Source organism: Rubrobacter taiwanensis (assembly GCF_004337705.1).
In the GTDB taxonomy this organism is placed as follows: domain Bacteria; phylum Actinomycetota; class Rubrobacteria; order Rubrobacterales; family Rubrobacteraceae; genus Rubrobacter_C; species Rubrobacter_C taiwanensis.
In genome coordinates this window covers 60227-74523 of sequence record NZ_SKBU01000012.1, presented here as the reverse complement: position 1 = coordinate 74523, position 14297 = coordinate 60227, and the positions used below count along the sequence as shown (strand labels likewise).

Here is a 14297-nt window from a genome sequence, read left to right as displayed (position 1 = left end):
CGGTTTCTACCCCCAGATCCTGCCCGCGGCGCGCACCAGCGTGCGCAGCTTGTACTCCTCGTCCTCGACGGTGACGGCGTTGCCGACTATAGAGGTGGAGAAGCCACACTGCGGGCTTATCGCCAGCCGCTCCAGCGGGATAATGCGGGCGGCCTCCCGCACCCGCCCCTCCAGCTCCTCGACCGTCTCGCGCCGGGGGGTCTTGGTGGTCACGAGGCCCAGCACCACCGTCTTATCCTCCGGGACGTGGCGGAGGGGCTGGAAGTCTCCCGAGCGCTCGTCGTCGTACTCCAGCATCAGGCGCCGGGCGGCTATGTCCCGGAAGATCCGGCGCGCGATGGGCTCGTAGGAACCGGAGGCCAGCCACCGGCTGCCCTGGTTGCCCCGGCAGAGGTGGAACGCGAAGGTCACGCCCGGGTGCGACCCGATCACGTAGTTGTCCAGCTCTATGCCGCGCGCGAGCCACTCGTCTACGCTCCAGCCCCGCCGCTCGTAGAAGGCGCGGGTCTTCGGGTCCACGAGCAGCGGGTAGTGCGGCGCGTCGAGCTGCACGTACTCCGCGCCGAGCCGCACCAGCTCCTCGACCTCCTCGCGCAGGACCTCGGCCACGTCCTCCAGGAACCCGTCGAGCGTAGGGTACGCCTCCTTCGAGATGTCCGGGTCCCAGAAGTTGGCGAAGAGGCTCGGGCTCGGCAGCGTAACCTTGACGATCCTGTCCGTGCGGGCGCGGGCGTAGACGAACTCCTCCGAGGAGAGATGCCGCTTGCGGCGCAGCCTCTCCACCACACCGAGCGTGCGGGGACGCTCCACGCTCTTATCTCCCACCGACTCATCTCCGCGCCACTCGCCCCACAGGAAGGCGCTTATGTCGTGCTCGCCGAAGCCCTCGACCGCCTCGGTGAGCTGGCTCTGGAACGACTCCCGGCGCAGCTCGCCGTCGGTCACCACCTCCAGCCCGCACCGCTCCTGAAGCTCCAGCACCGCGTCCACGGCGCGGTCCTCGATCCGCTTGAACTCAGGCGGCGAGATCTCCCCTCGCGCCAGCTTCTCCCGCGCCTCCAGCAGCTCCGGCGGGCGCAGCAGGCTGCCTACGACGTCGGTGCGGGCTTCTATCATGCGAGCAACCTCCCGGCCTTTACCTTCGCGGCGAACCGGTCTCCCCCCAGATGATACGCCAGATGCCGCCAGTCCGGGGCGTCCAGCACGAGCACGTCGGCCCGGTAGCCGGGAGCCAGGCGGCCCACGTCGCCCAACCCCAGCACGTGCGCGGCGTTGGCCGTAGAGGCGGCGAGCGCCTCGGCGGGCGTCATCTTAAGGCGCGTGCAGGCGAGGTTCATCACCAGCGGCAGCGACTCGCAGAACGCGCTGCCCGGGTTGAAGTCCGTCGCCAGAGCGACTATCCCGCCCGCCCCGATCAGGGCACGCGCCGGAGGGAGCGGGAGGTCCAAAAAGAGCGCGCACGCCGGGAGCAGCACGGCCGCCACGCCGCTCCGGGCGAGCAGCTGCGCTCCCTCCTCCCCGGTCGCCTCCAGGTGGTCCACGCTGCGCGCCCCCAGCTCCACCGCCAGCGGAACCGCGCCCCGCTCGGAGAACTGGTCGCCGTGCAGCCGCAGGGCCAGCCCGCGCTCCCGCGCGGCCTCAAGGTAGCGCCGCGCCTCCGGGGCCTCGAACGAGCCCCGCTCCAGGAAGATATCCGCGGCGCTCGCGTGCCGCGCCGCCTCCGGCAGCACCTCCCGCACCAGGTACTCCACGTGCTCCGCGGCGCTCCCGAACTCCGGCGCGACGGTGTGCGCCCCCAGGAAGGTCGGCGACACGTCCACCGCGTGCTCCGCCGCAGCCCGCACTATGGCCCGCAGCATCTTGAGCTCGGAGTCACGGTCCAGGCCGTAGCCGGACTTCACCTCGGCAGTGGTGGTGCCATGCTCCAGCATCCAGTCCAGGTGCCGCTTCACGGCGGCGGCCAGCTCCGCCTCGCTCCCCGCCCGCGTGGCCTCGACGGTCGAGAGGATGCCGCCCCCGGCGGCGTGCAGCTCCTCGTAGCTGGCCCCGCCCGCCCGCAGCTCGAACTCGCGCGCCCGGTCGCCGAGGAAGCAGGCGTGGGTGTGGCAGTCCACGAGCCCCGGCAGCGCCACCCTCCCGCGCCCGTCGACCTCCACGCAGTCCGGCCCCGGCGGATGCTCGCGCAAGACCTCTTTGGGATCTCCGACGGCGAGGATCTTCTCGCCGGAGACAGCCACCGAGGCGGGAGCGTGCACCTCCAGCTCTCCCAGCGCCGCGCCCCGCAGCGGCCCGGTGCCGGCGGGCGAGACGGCGGCGTTCAGATCGTGGATGAACAAGGTAGTCCCGCTCATACCTCCCTCCCGCAGACGCGCTCTCCGGCCACCCACGCGCCGGCCACCACATCCCGCCCGGCCCCGAAGATAAGGGCGGCACCCAGGTACCCGGGCTCGATACCGGAGACCTCGAAGTGCTCCAGGTCTATCTCGATAAAGTCCGCCGGGTCCCCGGGACGCAGCCCCGGCCGCTGCCAGCCGGCGCGCAGCAGGTAGGGCGCCGGGGAGTCCTCGCCCGGAGCCACGAGCACGTTGCGCCGGCCCGAGAGCCGCCGGGCGTTCGTCTCCAGCTCGCGCAGCTCCTCGAACGGGTCCAGCCGCACGTGCTGGTCGGAGCCGACCGAGAGCCGGATCCCCCGCTCCAGGATACCCTCGGCGGGCAGGAAGCCGTCGCCCAGGTTGCCCTCGGTCGTCGGGCAGGCGCAGACGCCGGAACCGTGCGCCGCCAGCAGGTCCAGCTCCCTCTCATCGGCGTGCGTGGCGTGCACGACGGTGGTCTGCGGCCCCAGAAACCCCGTCTTCGCCAGCAGCTCTACCGGGCGCCGGCCGTGCTCCTCTTTGCACTCCTCTATCTCCTGCGGCTGCTCGCCGGCGTGGATGTGCAGCGGCAGCCCCTCCCGCCGGGCGTACTCGCCCAGCTCCTCCAGCCAGCCCCTTGGTGTGGCCCGCACGCTGTGCGCCGCGATCCCCACCTCGACGAGCGGCCGGTCCGCGGCCCACTCCCGCAGCGCCTCCACCCGCTCCAGGAACGATTTTAGGCTCGCGTCCCGGAAGCGCGGGATGCCGCCACGGGCGTAGGCTGCCGGGAGCAGCAGGAGCCGGATGCCCGCCGCTTCGGCGGCCTCGGCGACGGCCCGGGCAAGAGCGTTCGGGTCTTCGTAGGGGGTTCCATCCGGCCGGTGGTGGACGTAGTGGAACTCGGTAACGGAGGTATATCCGGCGGCCAGCAGCTCCCGGTAGCAGCGCTCCGCCACGCTCCGCATGGAGGCCGGGGTAAGGCTCCCGGCCAGCGCGTACATCCGCTCGCGCCAGCTCCAGAAGTCGTCGTGCGGCCGCTCCGGGTCCCGGTGCTCGACCCGCCCGCGCAAGCTCCGCTGGAAGGCGTGGCTGTGGTCGTTGGCGAAGCCCGGCGCGAGCGCCCGGCCCGGCAGGCGCTCGCCGGTACTCGCCGGGCCGACCTCTACTATCTTCCCGCCCTCGACCGTGACGCCCACGCCGGAGCGCGCGCCGCGGGCGTCGAGGACGAGGTCCGGCAGGAGAGTCCTACTCACGGTCGAGCATCGGCAGGTCGAGACCGAGCCTGCGGGCCGCCTCCCGGGCCGGCGCGTAGCCCGCGTCGGCGTGGCGCGCGACGCCGATGGCGGGGTCGTTGGTGAGCACCCGCTCGACGCGTGCGGCGCCCTCTGCGGTGCCGTCGGCGACGACCTGCGCCCCGGCGTGGATGGACTTCCCGATGCCGACCCCGCCGCCGTGGTGGACCGCCACCCAGCTCGCGCCGCTCGCGGTGTTGAGCAGGGCGTTGAGGATGGGCCAGTCGGCGATGGCGTCGGAGCCGTCGGCCATCGCCTCGGTCTCGCGGTAGGGCGAGGCGACGGAGCCGGCGTCCAGGTGGTCGCGCCCGATAACGATGGGAGCGGAGACCTCGCCGGCGGCGGCCAGCTCGTTGAAGCGCAGGCCCGCCTTGTGCCGCTCCCCGGCCCCGAGCCAGCAGATGCGCGCCGGGAGCCCCTGGAAGCGGACCTTCTCGCGGGCCTGATGGATCCAGCGCGCGAGCTTCCCGTCCTCCGGGAAGAGCTCCAGGACGGCCTCGTCGGTGGCGGCGATGTCCTGCGGGTCCCCGGAGAGGGCCGCCCAGCGGAACGGCCCCTTGCCCTCGCAGAAGAGCGGCCGGATGTAGGCCGGGACGAAGCCGGGATAGGCGAAGGCATCCTTAAAGCCGCCCAGCTTCGCCTCGCCGCGCAGGTTGTTGCCGTAGTCGAAGGTCTCTGCTCCGCGCCGCATAAAGCCGACCATCGCCGCGCAGTGGCGGGCCATGCTCCGGCGCGCCTCGGCCACGTAGCGCTCCGGATCGGACTCGCGCAACTCTGAGGCCCCCTCCAGCGAATATCCGGCCGGGATGTATCCGCCTAAAGGATCGTGGGCGGAGGTCTGGTCGGTCACAGCATCCGGGATAAACCCGCGCTCCAGGAGCGCCGGGAAGATCTCGGCGGCGTTGCCCGGGATGCCGATGGAGACGGGCTCGCCGTTTCGCTTCGCCTCTTCGGCCCGGCGCACCGCCCCGTCCAGATCGTCTACGCGTTCGTCCAGGTAGCCGGTCTCAATCCGCCGCTCTATGCGGCGCGGGTCCACCTCGACGCAGAGGGCAACACCCTCGTTCATCGTGACGGCGAGCGGCTGCGCCCCGCCCATTCCGCCGAGCCCGGCGGTGAGGCAGACCCGGCCCTGCAGCGTGCCGCCGAACTTCTGCTCGGCGACGGCGGCGAACGTCTCGTAGGTGCCCTGCAGGATGCCCTGGGTGCCGATGTAGATCCAGGACCCGGCGGTCATCTGGCCGTACATGGTGAGCCCGGCCCGCTCCAGCTCCCGGAAGGTCTCCCAGTCGGCCCAGTCGGGGACGAGCAGGGAGTTGGCGATCAGGACCCGCGGGGCCCACGGGTTGGTGCGGAACACGGCGACCGGCTTGCCGGACTGCACCAGCAGGGTCTCGTCGTCGGCGAGCCGCCGGAGCGTCGAGACTATGGCCCAGAAGCTCTCCCAGTTGCGGGCGGCCTTCCCGGTCCCGCCGTAGACTACCAGGTCTTCGGGCCGCTCGGCGACCTCGGGGTCCAGGTTGTTCATGAGCATCCTTAAAGCGGCCTCCTGCTGCCAGCCGCGGCAGGAGATCTCCGCCCCGCGCGGAGCCCTTATAGTCGTGGTCTTCTCGTCGGTCATCTCTCTCCTCCTCCGTATCGGCGCGCCAGCTCGGGCATGAGTGCCGCGAGCAGCGCGAGCACCTGCTCCAGATCCCTCCGGTCCACGGCTTCCTCCGGCGCGTGGCTCACCCCGTTGGCCGAGGCGGCAAACAGCAGCGCGGCCGGCACCCTTTCGGCGAGGTGCTGGGCATCGTGACCGGCGTGGCTCTCGCACCGGAGCGCCGGGATACCTTCGCTGCGGGCAACCCGTTCGACCAGCTCCACCAACCGCCCGTCCATGAGGACGGGGGCGGCGGCCGAGAGCTTGCGGGCGGAGAACCGTACGCCGCGCCGGGCGGCTATCTCGCCGCTCCCGCGCGCTACCGCGGCGACCAGTTCCTCCCGCTCCTCCGGGTCGGTGCTGCGTACGTCCAGCCCCAGCTCCACCCGGCCCGGAATGGCGGTGAGCGAGCCCGGCTCCACCCCCACGGTCCCGACGGTGGCTACGGTAGAGGCCGCTCCCCGCGCCAGCCGTTCGACGAGCAGGATCGTCTCTGCGGCGGCGCACAGGGCATCCCGGCGCTCCGGCATCCGGGTCTCCCCGGAGTGGCCGGTGGTGCCGGCGAAGACGAGCCGGTAACGGGCGGGACCGGCCACGGCGGTTGCGACCCCCACCGGCGCGCCCCGCTCCCTGAGATCGCGGCGCTGCTCGATGTGCACCTCCACGTGCGCCGCCACGCGCGAGAGCGGGTCTGCATCCTCCAGCCGCGGGATGCCGGCGAGCAGCTCCAGGAACCCCGCGCGCGCTTCGAGCGCGGAGACGCCCGCCGCGTCGCGCAGCTGTGCCAGATCCTCATCGGAGAGCTTCCCGGCGAGCCGGCGAGAGCCTAAAGTTCCGGCCCCGAACCGCGGGGCCTCCTCCGCGGCGCAGACCAGCACGCCGAACGGGCCGTCCAGCCCCTCGGCCGCCTCCAGCGCGAGTACGGTCCCCAGAGCGCCGTCGTGGCGGCCGCCGTTCGGGACGGTGTCCACGTGCGAGCCGCCGGTGACGAACCGCCCGGCCCCCGGCGGCAGGCCCCACAGGTTACCGAAGCCGTCCAGCCGGGGGGAGAGCCCGGCCTCCTCCATCCACTCCGCAACGAGGCGCATCGCCTGCGCCTCCTCCGGCGAGTAGGCAGGCCGCGTCGCTCCGCCGCCGGGGTCGCGGGCGAGCTCGAAGAGCTCTTCCAGGCGCGCCTCAACCCTTCCCGCGTCCACTACTCCAGCTCCACCGCCTCCCCCGCGGCCCTCAGCAGCTCGCCCGAACCTACCAGCTCCTCGGCTGCCCGCAGGTACGGCGCCAGGAAGCGGTCCTCCGGCATGAACGGGATCTCCTGCCGGATACGCAGCAGGACGGCGTTGGTCGCGGCGGCGGGCAGGAGAGGGGCCCGCAGGTCCAGAGCCTGCGCCGCGCACACCGCCTCCACCGCCAGGATGCGGGTGAGGTTCTCGAGCAGCTTGCGCAGTTTCATCCCGGCGCTCCAGCCCATCGAGACGTGATCCTCCTGCATCGCGGAGGTCGGCAGCGACCCGGTGCTCGCCGGGATGGCCAGCCGCCGGTTCTCCCCGGCGAGCGCGGCCGCGGTGTACTGGGCGACCATGAACCCGGAGTTGGTCCCGGCGCGCGGGATCAGGAACGGCGGCAGCCCCTGCGAGCGGGCCGGGTCGAGCATACGGTCCGTGCGGCGCTCGGCGATCGCCCCCACCTCCGCCGCAGCGACCGCCAGGAAGTCCAATGCGAAGGCCAGCGGCTCCCCGTGGAAGTTGCCCGTGCTCTCAACCGCCCCGCTCTCCAGCACCACCGGGTTATCCGTGGCGGAAGCGAGCTCCCGCTCCGCTACCTCCGCCGCGAACCGCCGGGTGTCCCGCGCCGCCCCGCAGACCTGCGGGGTACACCGCAGCGAGTAGGCGTCCTGCACCAGGTGGTCGGAGTCCCGGTGCGAGGCGACCATGGGGCTGCCGGAGAGAAGCCGGTAGATATTGCGCGCGCTCTCCAGCTGGCCGGGGTGCGGTCTGAGGGCGTGCAGCTCCTCCCGGTAGACCCGGTCGGTGCCGAAGAGGGCCTCTATGCTCATCGCCGCCGTGACATCTGCCGTCTTGAGCAGCATCCCGAAGTCTTCCAGCGCCAGGATCAGGAGCGCCAGCATCCCGTCGGTGCCGTTGACGAGCGCCAGGCCCTCCTTGACCTCCAGCCGGAGGGGCCGGATCCCGGCCCGCGCCAGGGCCTCTGCGGCCGGTACCGCCTCACCGTCCTCCAGCACCCACCCCTCGCCGGTCAGGACCAGCCCTACGTGCGCGAGCGGGGCCAGATCCCCGCTCGCGCCCAAAGAACCGTGCTCCGGGACGGCGGGGGTTATGCCGGAGTTCAGCAGCCCGACCAGCGCGTCCACCACCTCGGGCCGGACGCCGGAGTGTCCCATCGCGAGCGTCTTGGCCCGGATGACCATCATCGCCCGCACAACTTCCGGCTCTACGAACGGCCCCATCCCGGCGGCGTGGGAACGCAGGATGGCGTGCTGCAGCGTCCGCCGCTCCTGCGGGGGGATGCGGGCGGTCGCGAGCGCCCCGAAGCCGGTCGTGACCCCGTAGACCGCCTCCTCCCCGCTGCCGATACGCTCGACGTGCTCCCGGAAGCGGCGGACGCGCTCGCGCGCCTCCCGGCTCACCGCAACCCGGGCCGCGCGGCGGGCTACGGCCACCACGCCGTCCGGGCTCAGACTCTCCAGGCGGACCGTCTCCACGCCACCCCTAGAAGAAGATGTGCATCAACGCCGCTATGAGCGGTATCGCGATTATAGTCCGGAGCAGGAAGAGGAGCAGGATCTCCCAGAGCTTGACCGGGATATCTATCTCCAGAAGCAGCGGGATCACGGCGGAGAAGAAGAGGATCTGGCTCAGCGAGAGCACCGCGACGAAGAACTTGGCCGCGAGCGCCGCCTCGGTAGCGAGCAGCGCGGGCAGGAACATCTCGGTTATCCCGATCAGGGTCGCCGGAGCCACTATCGCCGCGTCCGGAACGCCCAAAAGCTCCAGAACCGGCTCCACCGGAGCCCCGAGCCAGGTAAAGAGCGGGGTGTGCTCGGCGAGCAGGATCGCCAGCAGGCCGATGGCCAGGATCGTGGGGATGATGACGAGCGTGAGCTTCAGCCCGTCGATGAACCCGTCCCGCAGCTCCACGAAGACGTTGCGGGCCCGGGCAGCGCGCCCGACCGCCTCCTCCACGGCGTGCCGGAAGAGGTTACCCGAGTACTCCCGCTCCCGCACCGGCTCCGCGGCGTACGCATCCGGCTTCCACGAGAGCGGCGGTATCCGGCACAGGATCGCCGCCAGCACAATGATAACGAACGTGGTCGAGAGGAAGATCAGGGGGAAGTACGGCAGCAGGTCCAGCGTCGCCGCCACGACCGCGAAGAAACCCATGCTCACCGTCGAGAAGCACGTGGCGATGACGGCGGCCTCCCGCGCCGAGTAGCGTCCCTCGTTGTACATCTTGTTGGTGACGTAGAGTCCGATGGAGTAGCTGCCCACATATGAGGCGGTCGCATCCAGCGCCGCCCGCCCCGGCACCCTGAAGAGCGGGCGCATGACCGGGCGCGCCAGCGTGCCGACGAACTCCAGCCCGCCGAAGGCCACAAACAGCGTTATGAAGATCGCGCCGATGGGCACGATCACGGCCACCGATGCCACAAGAGTGTTGTACATCAGACCGCCGGCGCTCTCGGCGAGGATGAACTCCGGCCCTGCACCGAAGTAGATCATGACCGCGAACACCCCGCCCAGTAACCTGAAGAACAGAAACGCCGGGCCGGTCCTGAAGTACCGGACATCGAAGCGCCCGGCCTCCAACTTCCCGCGCGCCTGCAGCTCGGCCGCGACGCTGAGCGCCACGGAGGCCAGGATCACGACCAGACAGTAGAGCGCCACCGCCTGCGGGAAACCGCCGCGGATGTAGCTGACCACCACGTCGAACGGAATCGTCCACTGCCCGGCGTAATAGACCGGCACCAGGAAGAAGAACGCCCCCACTACCGTGGTGAGAACGAACCTGAGCGCCGCCGCGGACCTGCCGGCCGCCGCTTCTTCCATTATCCCTCGCCTCCTTCCTCGATCACGAACCACTCCAGCTCCGCCGCCCGCTGCTCGAAGTCCTCCAGCCGCGCCTGCGCCCGGCCGGAGAACGCATCCGAGAGCGCCTCCAGAAGCACCCCGGCGAGCACCATCGCCGCCGCCTGCGAGTCGAAGACGAGCCGCGTCCCCATCCCCACCGTGAGAACGTCATCACTCAACCGTAAGACGGCCTCCGTCCTGCGGTCCGTGACGACCGAGATGGAGAACCCGAGCCGCCTCGCGTACGACAGCGCCTCCAGCGTCTCGCGCGGATGACGCGGCAGCAGGAAGCAGAGCACCCGGTCACCGCCCGCATGCCGGGCATGCGCCAACCGGTCGGCTGCGACGCTGCCGCCACAGGTCAGAACCCGTACATCGGGGTGGACCTTCTCCGCGAAGTACCCGAAGTACTCCGCCATCGGAGCCGAAGCCCTCAACCCCAGCACCACCAGCGGCTCCGAAGCGGCGAGCCCCCTCCCGAGAGCCGAAATCTCCCCCGCATCCCCCAGCGAATCGCGCAGCAGCTTCAGGTTCTCGATCTCGGCCGTAACCGCCCTCTGGAACTTGTTGCCCGTCTCCTCCCCCGAACCGCTCAACGCGATCCGGCGCAGCTCCCTCTGAAAATCCCCATACCCCCGGAACCCCAGCGCAACCGCCAGCCGCGTTACCGACGGCTGACTCACCCCCACCCGAGCGGCCAACTCCACAGCCGACAGAAACGGAACCTCGCGCGGATGATCCAGAATGTACCGCGCCAGCCGCCGCTGCGTCGGCGAGAGCCGCCGCCGCTCGAAGAACGCCGCCAGCCGCCCCTCGCCGGAACCCCCGGATCTAGACGCCCTCTCCTCCATTCTGAATAATACTATACAGTAACACCCTCCCGGCACGCAAGTTTTTGAATATTTGCATTCAGAGGGGTGTAGATATAGTCTGGAGGGGTATGGGATCGGAGCGATTGAGGCAGTTTGCGGGCGAGAGGTATCTGAATCTGGAGAGCTACCGGCGGAGTGGGGTGGCGGTAAGGACGCCGATGTGGTTTGTGGAGGAGGATGGGAAGCTGTACGTCCGGACGCCGAGGACGGCGGGGAAGGTGAGGCGCATTCGGAACAACCCGGAGGTCGGGGTCGCTCCGTGTGACTGGGGTGGGGGGGTACGGGGGGATTGGGTCCGGGCTGAGGCGCGCTTAGTTGAGGATGAGAAAGAGGCTTACGAGATCAACGAGCGGGTCCGGCAGAAGTATGGGCTGCTCAAGCGGGTGATGGATCTCATGAACCTGCTGCGGGGCAACCGGGGCAACATGGTCACCATAGAGCTGCGGCTCCGGTCAGAATCCGAACCGGGTCAGGGTATTCTCCACTGAGCCAAGGTAGCTGCCGCCGAAGTAGTAGGTGTGCACGAGGAGCGGGTAGAGGTTGTAGACGTCGCGCCGCTCCTCGAAGAACCCTTCCCGGAGGTCTCGGAGCTCTGCGTAGCGCCGGAAGAAACGCTCGCCGAAGGTATTGAAGAGGGTGATGAAGGCGAGTTCGATCTCGGGGTCGGCGTAGTAGATGGCCGGGTCCAGGAAGGCCGCCACCCGGCCGTTGCGTACCAGCACGTTCCCGCTCCAGACGTCGCCGTGGATCAGGGCCGGGCGTTCGGGTTCCGGCAGTCTTCCTGGCAGGGTGTCCGCGAACCGCTGCAGGCGGCGGTAGGTATCGGCGGGCAGACGGCCGGCCTCGCGGGCCACCCGCGCCAGGTAGAGCAGGCGGTACTCGCAGAAGAACTCCACCCAGGACTCTGAGGGAGGGTTCGGCTGGGGGAGGCTCCCGATCAGGGTGTCCCGCTCCAGCCCGAAGGCCTTCCAGGAGAGGCTGTGCAGGTCGGCCAGCATCTCCGCCGCGTGCTCCTCCACCGTCCCGGAGATGTCTCCGTCGCTCTCCACGAACTCCATGACCAGGAGGGTTTCGGAGGAGTAGATCACCTCCGGGACCGGCAGGTCGCTATTCTCCCGCAGGTAGCGCAGCATGTATGCCTCGCGCTCCAGGTGCGCTTTGTGGGACGGATCCGCCTTGGCGACCAGCCGGGAGCCGTCCGGGAGGTCCAGCCGGTAGACCTCCCCGATACATCCGCCGCCGAGCGGGCGGACGCTCGTGAGCCGCACTCCGAGCGCGGCCTCCGCCTCCCGTCTCACTTCAGCGGCCATCATCGCCGCCTCCGGCCCGGATCTCGTCCAGCAGCCCTTCGGCGGCCTCCTCTACGAGGTCCAGAACCCGCTCGAAGCCGTCCGGCCCGCCGAAGTAGGGGTCGGGGACCTCGGAGACGCCGGTTTCCGGCGCGTACTCCATCAGGAGGCGCACCTTCTCCCGGTGCTCCGGGGGACACATGGCGAGCACGTTGCGATAGTTCTCCCGGTCCATGACCACGACGTAGTCGAAGCGCTCGAAGTCCTCGGGCTCCAGCTGCCGCGCCCGCTGGCCGCTCAGGTCTATCCCGCGCCGCCGCGCGCTCTCCTGCGCCCGCCGGTCCGGAGGCTCGCCGACGTGCCAGGAGCCCGTCCCGGCCGAGTCGGCACGGATCTCGCCCTCCAGCCCCTCGCGCTCTACGAGCCGCTCGAAGACCCCTTGAGCCGTCGGCGAGCGGCAGATGTTCCCCATACAGACGAAGAGAACGCTTGCCAAGCTGCCACCTCCGGTCCGGCACCACAACCAGACATCAAGTTAAATGGATACCAGAAATCGCGTCCGGTTGCAGGCCACCTCCCAACCTGGCTCAGCCGGTGCTCCGACTCGCGTACGCCGCTCTCCCCGCGTCCACCAAGGTGCTGCAGTGCGCTCCGCTCCCTACCCGCGGCCCTTGAACAGGCGGGCCAGAAGGCCGGAGAGGCCGGGTCTCTCGAGCGGGAGCCTTCCCAGGAACTCCTCCAGATCCCGGGCCTCGAAGACCAGGGCGTTCCCCCGGGAGCCGCTGGCGAGGAGGTAGTCGGGCACATCCTTCTTGAGCTTTCTCAGGTCGTGGATGTCGGCGAGGCGGAGGACGACTTTGCTGGCGTCCCGCTTCCAGGCGTCCGGGGCGTGGCGCATGAGCTGGAGCAGCTCGTCCCGGACCTTGTCGTGTTTGCTCCGCTCGTAGTCCGCCATGCTCGTAATCCGGCACCAGGCGGGAAGTTCTCCCTCGCAGTGCTCGGCGAAGATGCCGTGCAGTATCTCCGAAGAGAAGGCCAGGATGTCCCGCGAACGTTCCTCCCGGAGCGCTACTAACGCCCGCCGCAGGTACTCGCGATAGAGGGCGTTGCCGAGTTCGCGTCTCGTGCGCCGGACGTCGCTGGCGAGCTTTCGGCTCTCGCCCACGTGGTCCGGAAGAGAAGCGTTGGTGTAGAAGATCAAGGCCCGCTTGCGAACCTCGGTGCCGAAGGTGTCCTGCTCGGCGTTCATGGAGAGGACGGTCACCGGGTACTCGTCCAGGGTCAGGTAGTCGTCCTTGATCAGGGCGACGGCATGAGTGTTGAAGCGGGTGCGGTCGAGATCGTCGAAAGCGAGCGGGTAACGTTTGTTCTGGACCATGAGACCCTCCATCCGGGTCCGGGTGAACCACTCGTTCTTCAGGAACCCCTCTCTCTGGAACATCGAGACCAGCAGCGTCCGTACCAGCTCGGACTTGCCGCAGTTGCTCTTGCCGTAGAGGATCCCGAAGGTGGGGTAGTCGAGGACGTGCTCCTCGCGAGAGAGGGCCGCGTTGCGGAGATCGCAGACGAAAGGACCGGCGTAGAGCCAAGCCATAAAGGTGAAGTAGTCGCGGGCGAGCTTCTTCGCGTCGCCCCTGAAGTTCTCGTAGCCCCGGAAGTACTCCAGAAGCAGCCTCACGTCCCGCGCGACGTCCGGCTTCTCCGGCTCCAGATCCAGCACCACGCCCGAGACGACCACCTCCCCGGACTCCGGGTAGACGCTGAGGTACTCCTCCGGGTTCGCACCCTCCGTGCGGGAGTTGCTCTTGATGTAACGGATCGCTCTGGAGGCCCTCTGAAGGTCGATGTTCGCCCGGCCGTTGCGGCTCGGGATGACCTGGCTCATCCCCTCGTACTTCCTGGACGGCCGCGTCACGATGACCTTGTGGACCACCGAGGGTGCCGGCGGCTTTCCCACCGCGACGGTGATCCCGCCGGAATCTTCCTCGAAAGAGAGAGCGGGCAGGTGCTCCGGGCTGAACCCGCCGGCGAGCACCGCTCGTTTGGAGATGCTCGTGGTGGAGGCGGCCTTGATCCGCTCGTACTTCTCGTCGAAGTACTCCCAGGCTTCCGGGTCGTCCTCGAAGCAGATGTAGCTCTCGTTCTGCCGCCCGGAGAACGCCCGCTCCGAGAAGTTCGCCGAGCCCGTAATGACCCGCCGGCCCCGCTCGCCCTCCAGCAGGAACAGCTTCTCGTGGTTGACGGTCTCCGTCGCGACGTAGAGCCGCACGTCCCCCGAGGAGATCTTCTGCTCCAGAGCGTCCTTGCCCCTTACCTCGTCTACTAACTCCTTGATGAGCTGTTCCTGGAACTGGAAGTACGCCGCCGTGCTCCCGATAACGTCCTCGCACCCGAAGACGATCTCCATCCGGTCCAGCAACTCCGCGGCACGCCCGATCATGGAGACGCTGTTGGAGTAAGTCAGCACCCTCATGGACGAGTAACCGGAGACAAGATCCTCGAAAGAGCTCCGCCGGCGACCGGCGAACCTTGCCTGCACGACCTCCAGCCCCGAAGTCCCTTCAGAGCAGGAGTCTCCCAGCAAAGAGGGCGGACGGTCCCGTTTATCCGACATATCTGTTCCCCAACGGTTCTCGATTGCTTACGGCCAGTCTACCGGAGGACAGCATCCTTCTCGACAGGATATTTCGCCTCCCAGACGGAGGGCCCGGCGAACCTCAGGTAGAGACTCCCGGCGCAGGGGTAGCATAATGGCCGCAGGATTCC

At 69.4% G+C, this 14297-nt stretch carries 12 protein-coding genes; 1 reads left to right on the top strand and 11 read right to left on the bottom strand.

Going from position 1 to position 14297, the window contains the following annotated elements; all coding sequences use genetic code 11:
- Positions 1-6 precede the first annotated feature (6 nt).
- From E0L93_RS06155 to E0L93_RS06120, 8 genes are read right to left on the bottom strand one after another with little or no spacing between them, the layout of a single operon-like run.
- Positions 7-1116: a cobalamin-independent methionine synthase II family protein gene (locus E0L93_RS06155; RefSeq protein ID WP_132689952.1), complete on the bottom strand. Its 1110-nt coding sequence runs from the start codon at positions 1114-1116 to the stop codon at positions 7-9.
- Positions 1113-2351, bottom strand: a complete 1239-nt coding sequence (gene hutI, locus E0L93_RS06150) for an imidazolonepropionase (RefSeq protein ID WP_132689950.1) — start codon at positions 2349-2351, stop codon at positions 1113-1115. The genes E0L93_RS06155 and hutI overlap by 4 nt, the downstream gene beginning before the upstream one ends.
- Positions 2348-3604 carry a formimidoylglutamate deiminase gene (locus E0L93_RS06145; protein ID WP_132689947.1) on the bottom strand — a complete coding sequence of 419 codons (1257 nt, stop codon included), beginning with the start codon at positions 3602-3604 and terminating at the stop codon, positions 2348-2350. Before E0L93_RS06145 ends, hutI begins: the two co-directional genes overlap by 4 nt.
- Positions 3597-5264 (bottom strand): urocanate hydratase, encoded by a 1668-nt coding sequence (hutU, locus tag E0L93_RS06140; protein ID WP_132689944.1) that lies wholly within the window; start codon positions 5262-5264, stop codon positions 3597-3599. The genes E0L93_RS06145 and hutU overlap by 8 nt, the downstream gene beginning before the upstream one ends.
- Positions 5261-6481 (bottom strand): Zn-dependent hydrolase, encoded by a 1221-nt coding sequence (locus E0L93_RS06135; RefSeq protein WP_132689941.1) that lies wholly within the window; start codon positions 6479-6481, stop codon positions 5261-5263. The genes hutU and E0L93_RS06135 overlap by 4 nt, the downstream gene beginning before the upstream one ends.
- Entirely contained in the window at positions 6481-8004 is a 1524-nt protein-coding gene (gene hutH / locus E0L93_RS06130) for a histidine ammonia-lyase (protein WP_132689938.1), read from the bottom strand. The genes E0L93_RS06135 and hutH overlap by 1 nt, the downstream gene beginning before the upstream one ends.
- 7 nt (positions 8005-8011) lie before the next feature.
- Positions 8012-9349 carry a YjiH family protein gene (locus E0L93_RS06125; RefSeq protein ID WP_132689935.1) on the bottom strand — a complete coding sequence of 446 codons (1338 nt, stop codon included), beginning with the start codon at positions 9347-9349 and terminating at the stop codon, positions 8012-8014.
- Positions 9349-10221 (bottom strand): MurR/RpiR family transcriptional regulator, encoded by an 873-nt coding sequence (locus tag E0L93_RS06120; RefSeq protein WP_132689932.1) that lies wholly within the window; start codon positions 10219-10221, stop codon positions 9349-9351. Before E0L93_RS06120 ends, E0L93_RS06125 begins: the two co-directional genes overlap by 1 nt.
- Positions 10222-10310: 89 nt before the next feature.
- On the opposite strand from E0L93_RS06120, the gene E0L93_RS06115 reads away from it, so the two are divergent.
- Positions 10311-10730 carry a PPOX class F420-dependent oxidoreductase gene (locus tag E0L93_RS06115; protein WP_132689929.1) on the top strand — a complete coding sequence of 140 codons (420 nt, stop codon included), beginning with the start codon at positions 10311-10313 and terminating at the stop codon, positions 10728-10730.
- Here E0L93_RS06115 and E0L93_RS06110 read toward each other — a convergent pair.
- From E0L93_RS06110 to E0L93_RS06100, 3 genes are all read right to left on the bottom strand, one after another.
- Positions 10695-11555, bottom strand: a complete 861-nt coding sequence (locus E0L93_RS06110) for a fructosamine kinase family protein (RefSeq protein ID WP_132689926.1) — start codon at positions 11553-11555, stop codon at positions 10695-10697. The two genes, E0L93_RS06115 and E0L93_RS06110, sit on opposite strands and share 36 nt — an antisense overlap.
- On the bottom strand, positions 11542-12027 hold the full coding sequence (locus E0L93_RS06105; RefSeq protein WP_132689923.1) for a low molecular weight protein-tyrosine-phosphatase: 486 nt from the start codon (positions 12025-12027) through the stop codon (positions 11542-11544). The genes E0L93_RS06110 and E0L93_RS06105 overlap by 14 nt, the downstream gene beginning before the upstream one ends.
- A gap of 162 nt (positions 12028-12189) precedes the next feature.
- Positions 12190-14004 (bottom strand): phospholipase D family protein, encoded by a 1815-nt coding sequence (locus tag E0L93_RS06100; RefSeq protein WP_165874187.1) that lies wholly within the window; start codon positions 14002-14004, stop codon positions 12190-12192.
- Positions 14005-14297 lie beyond the last annotated feature (293 nt).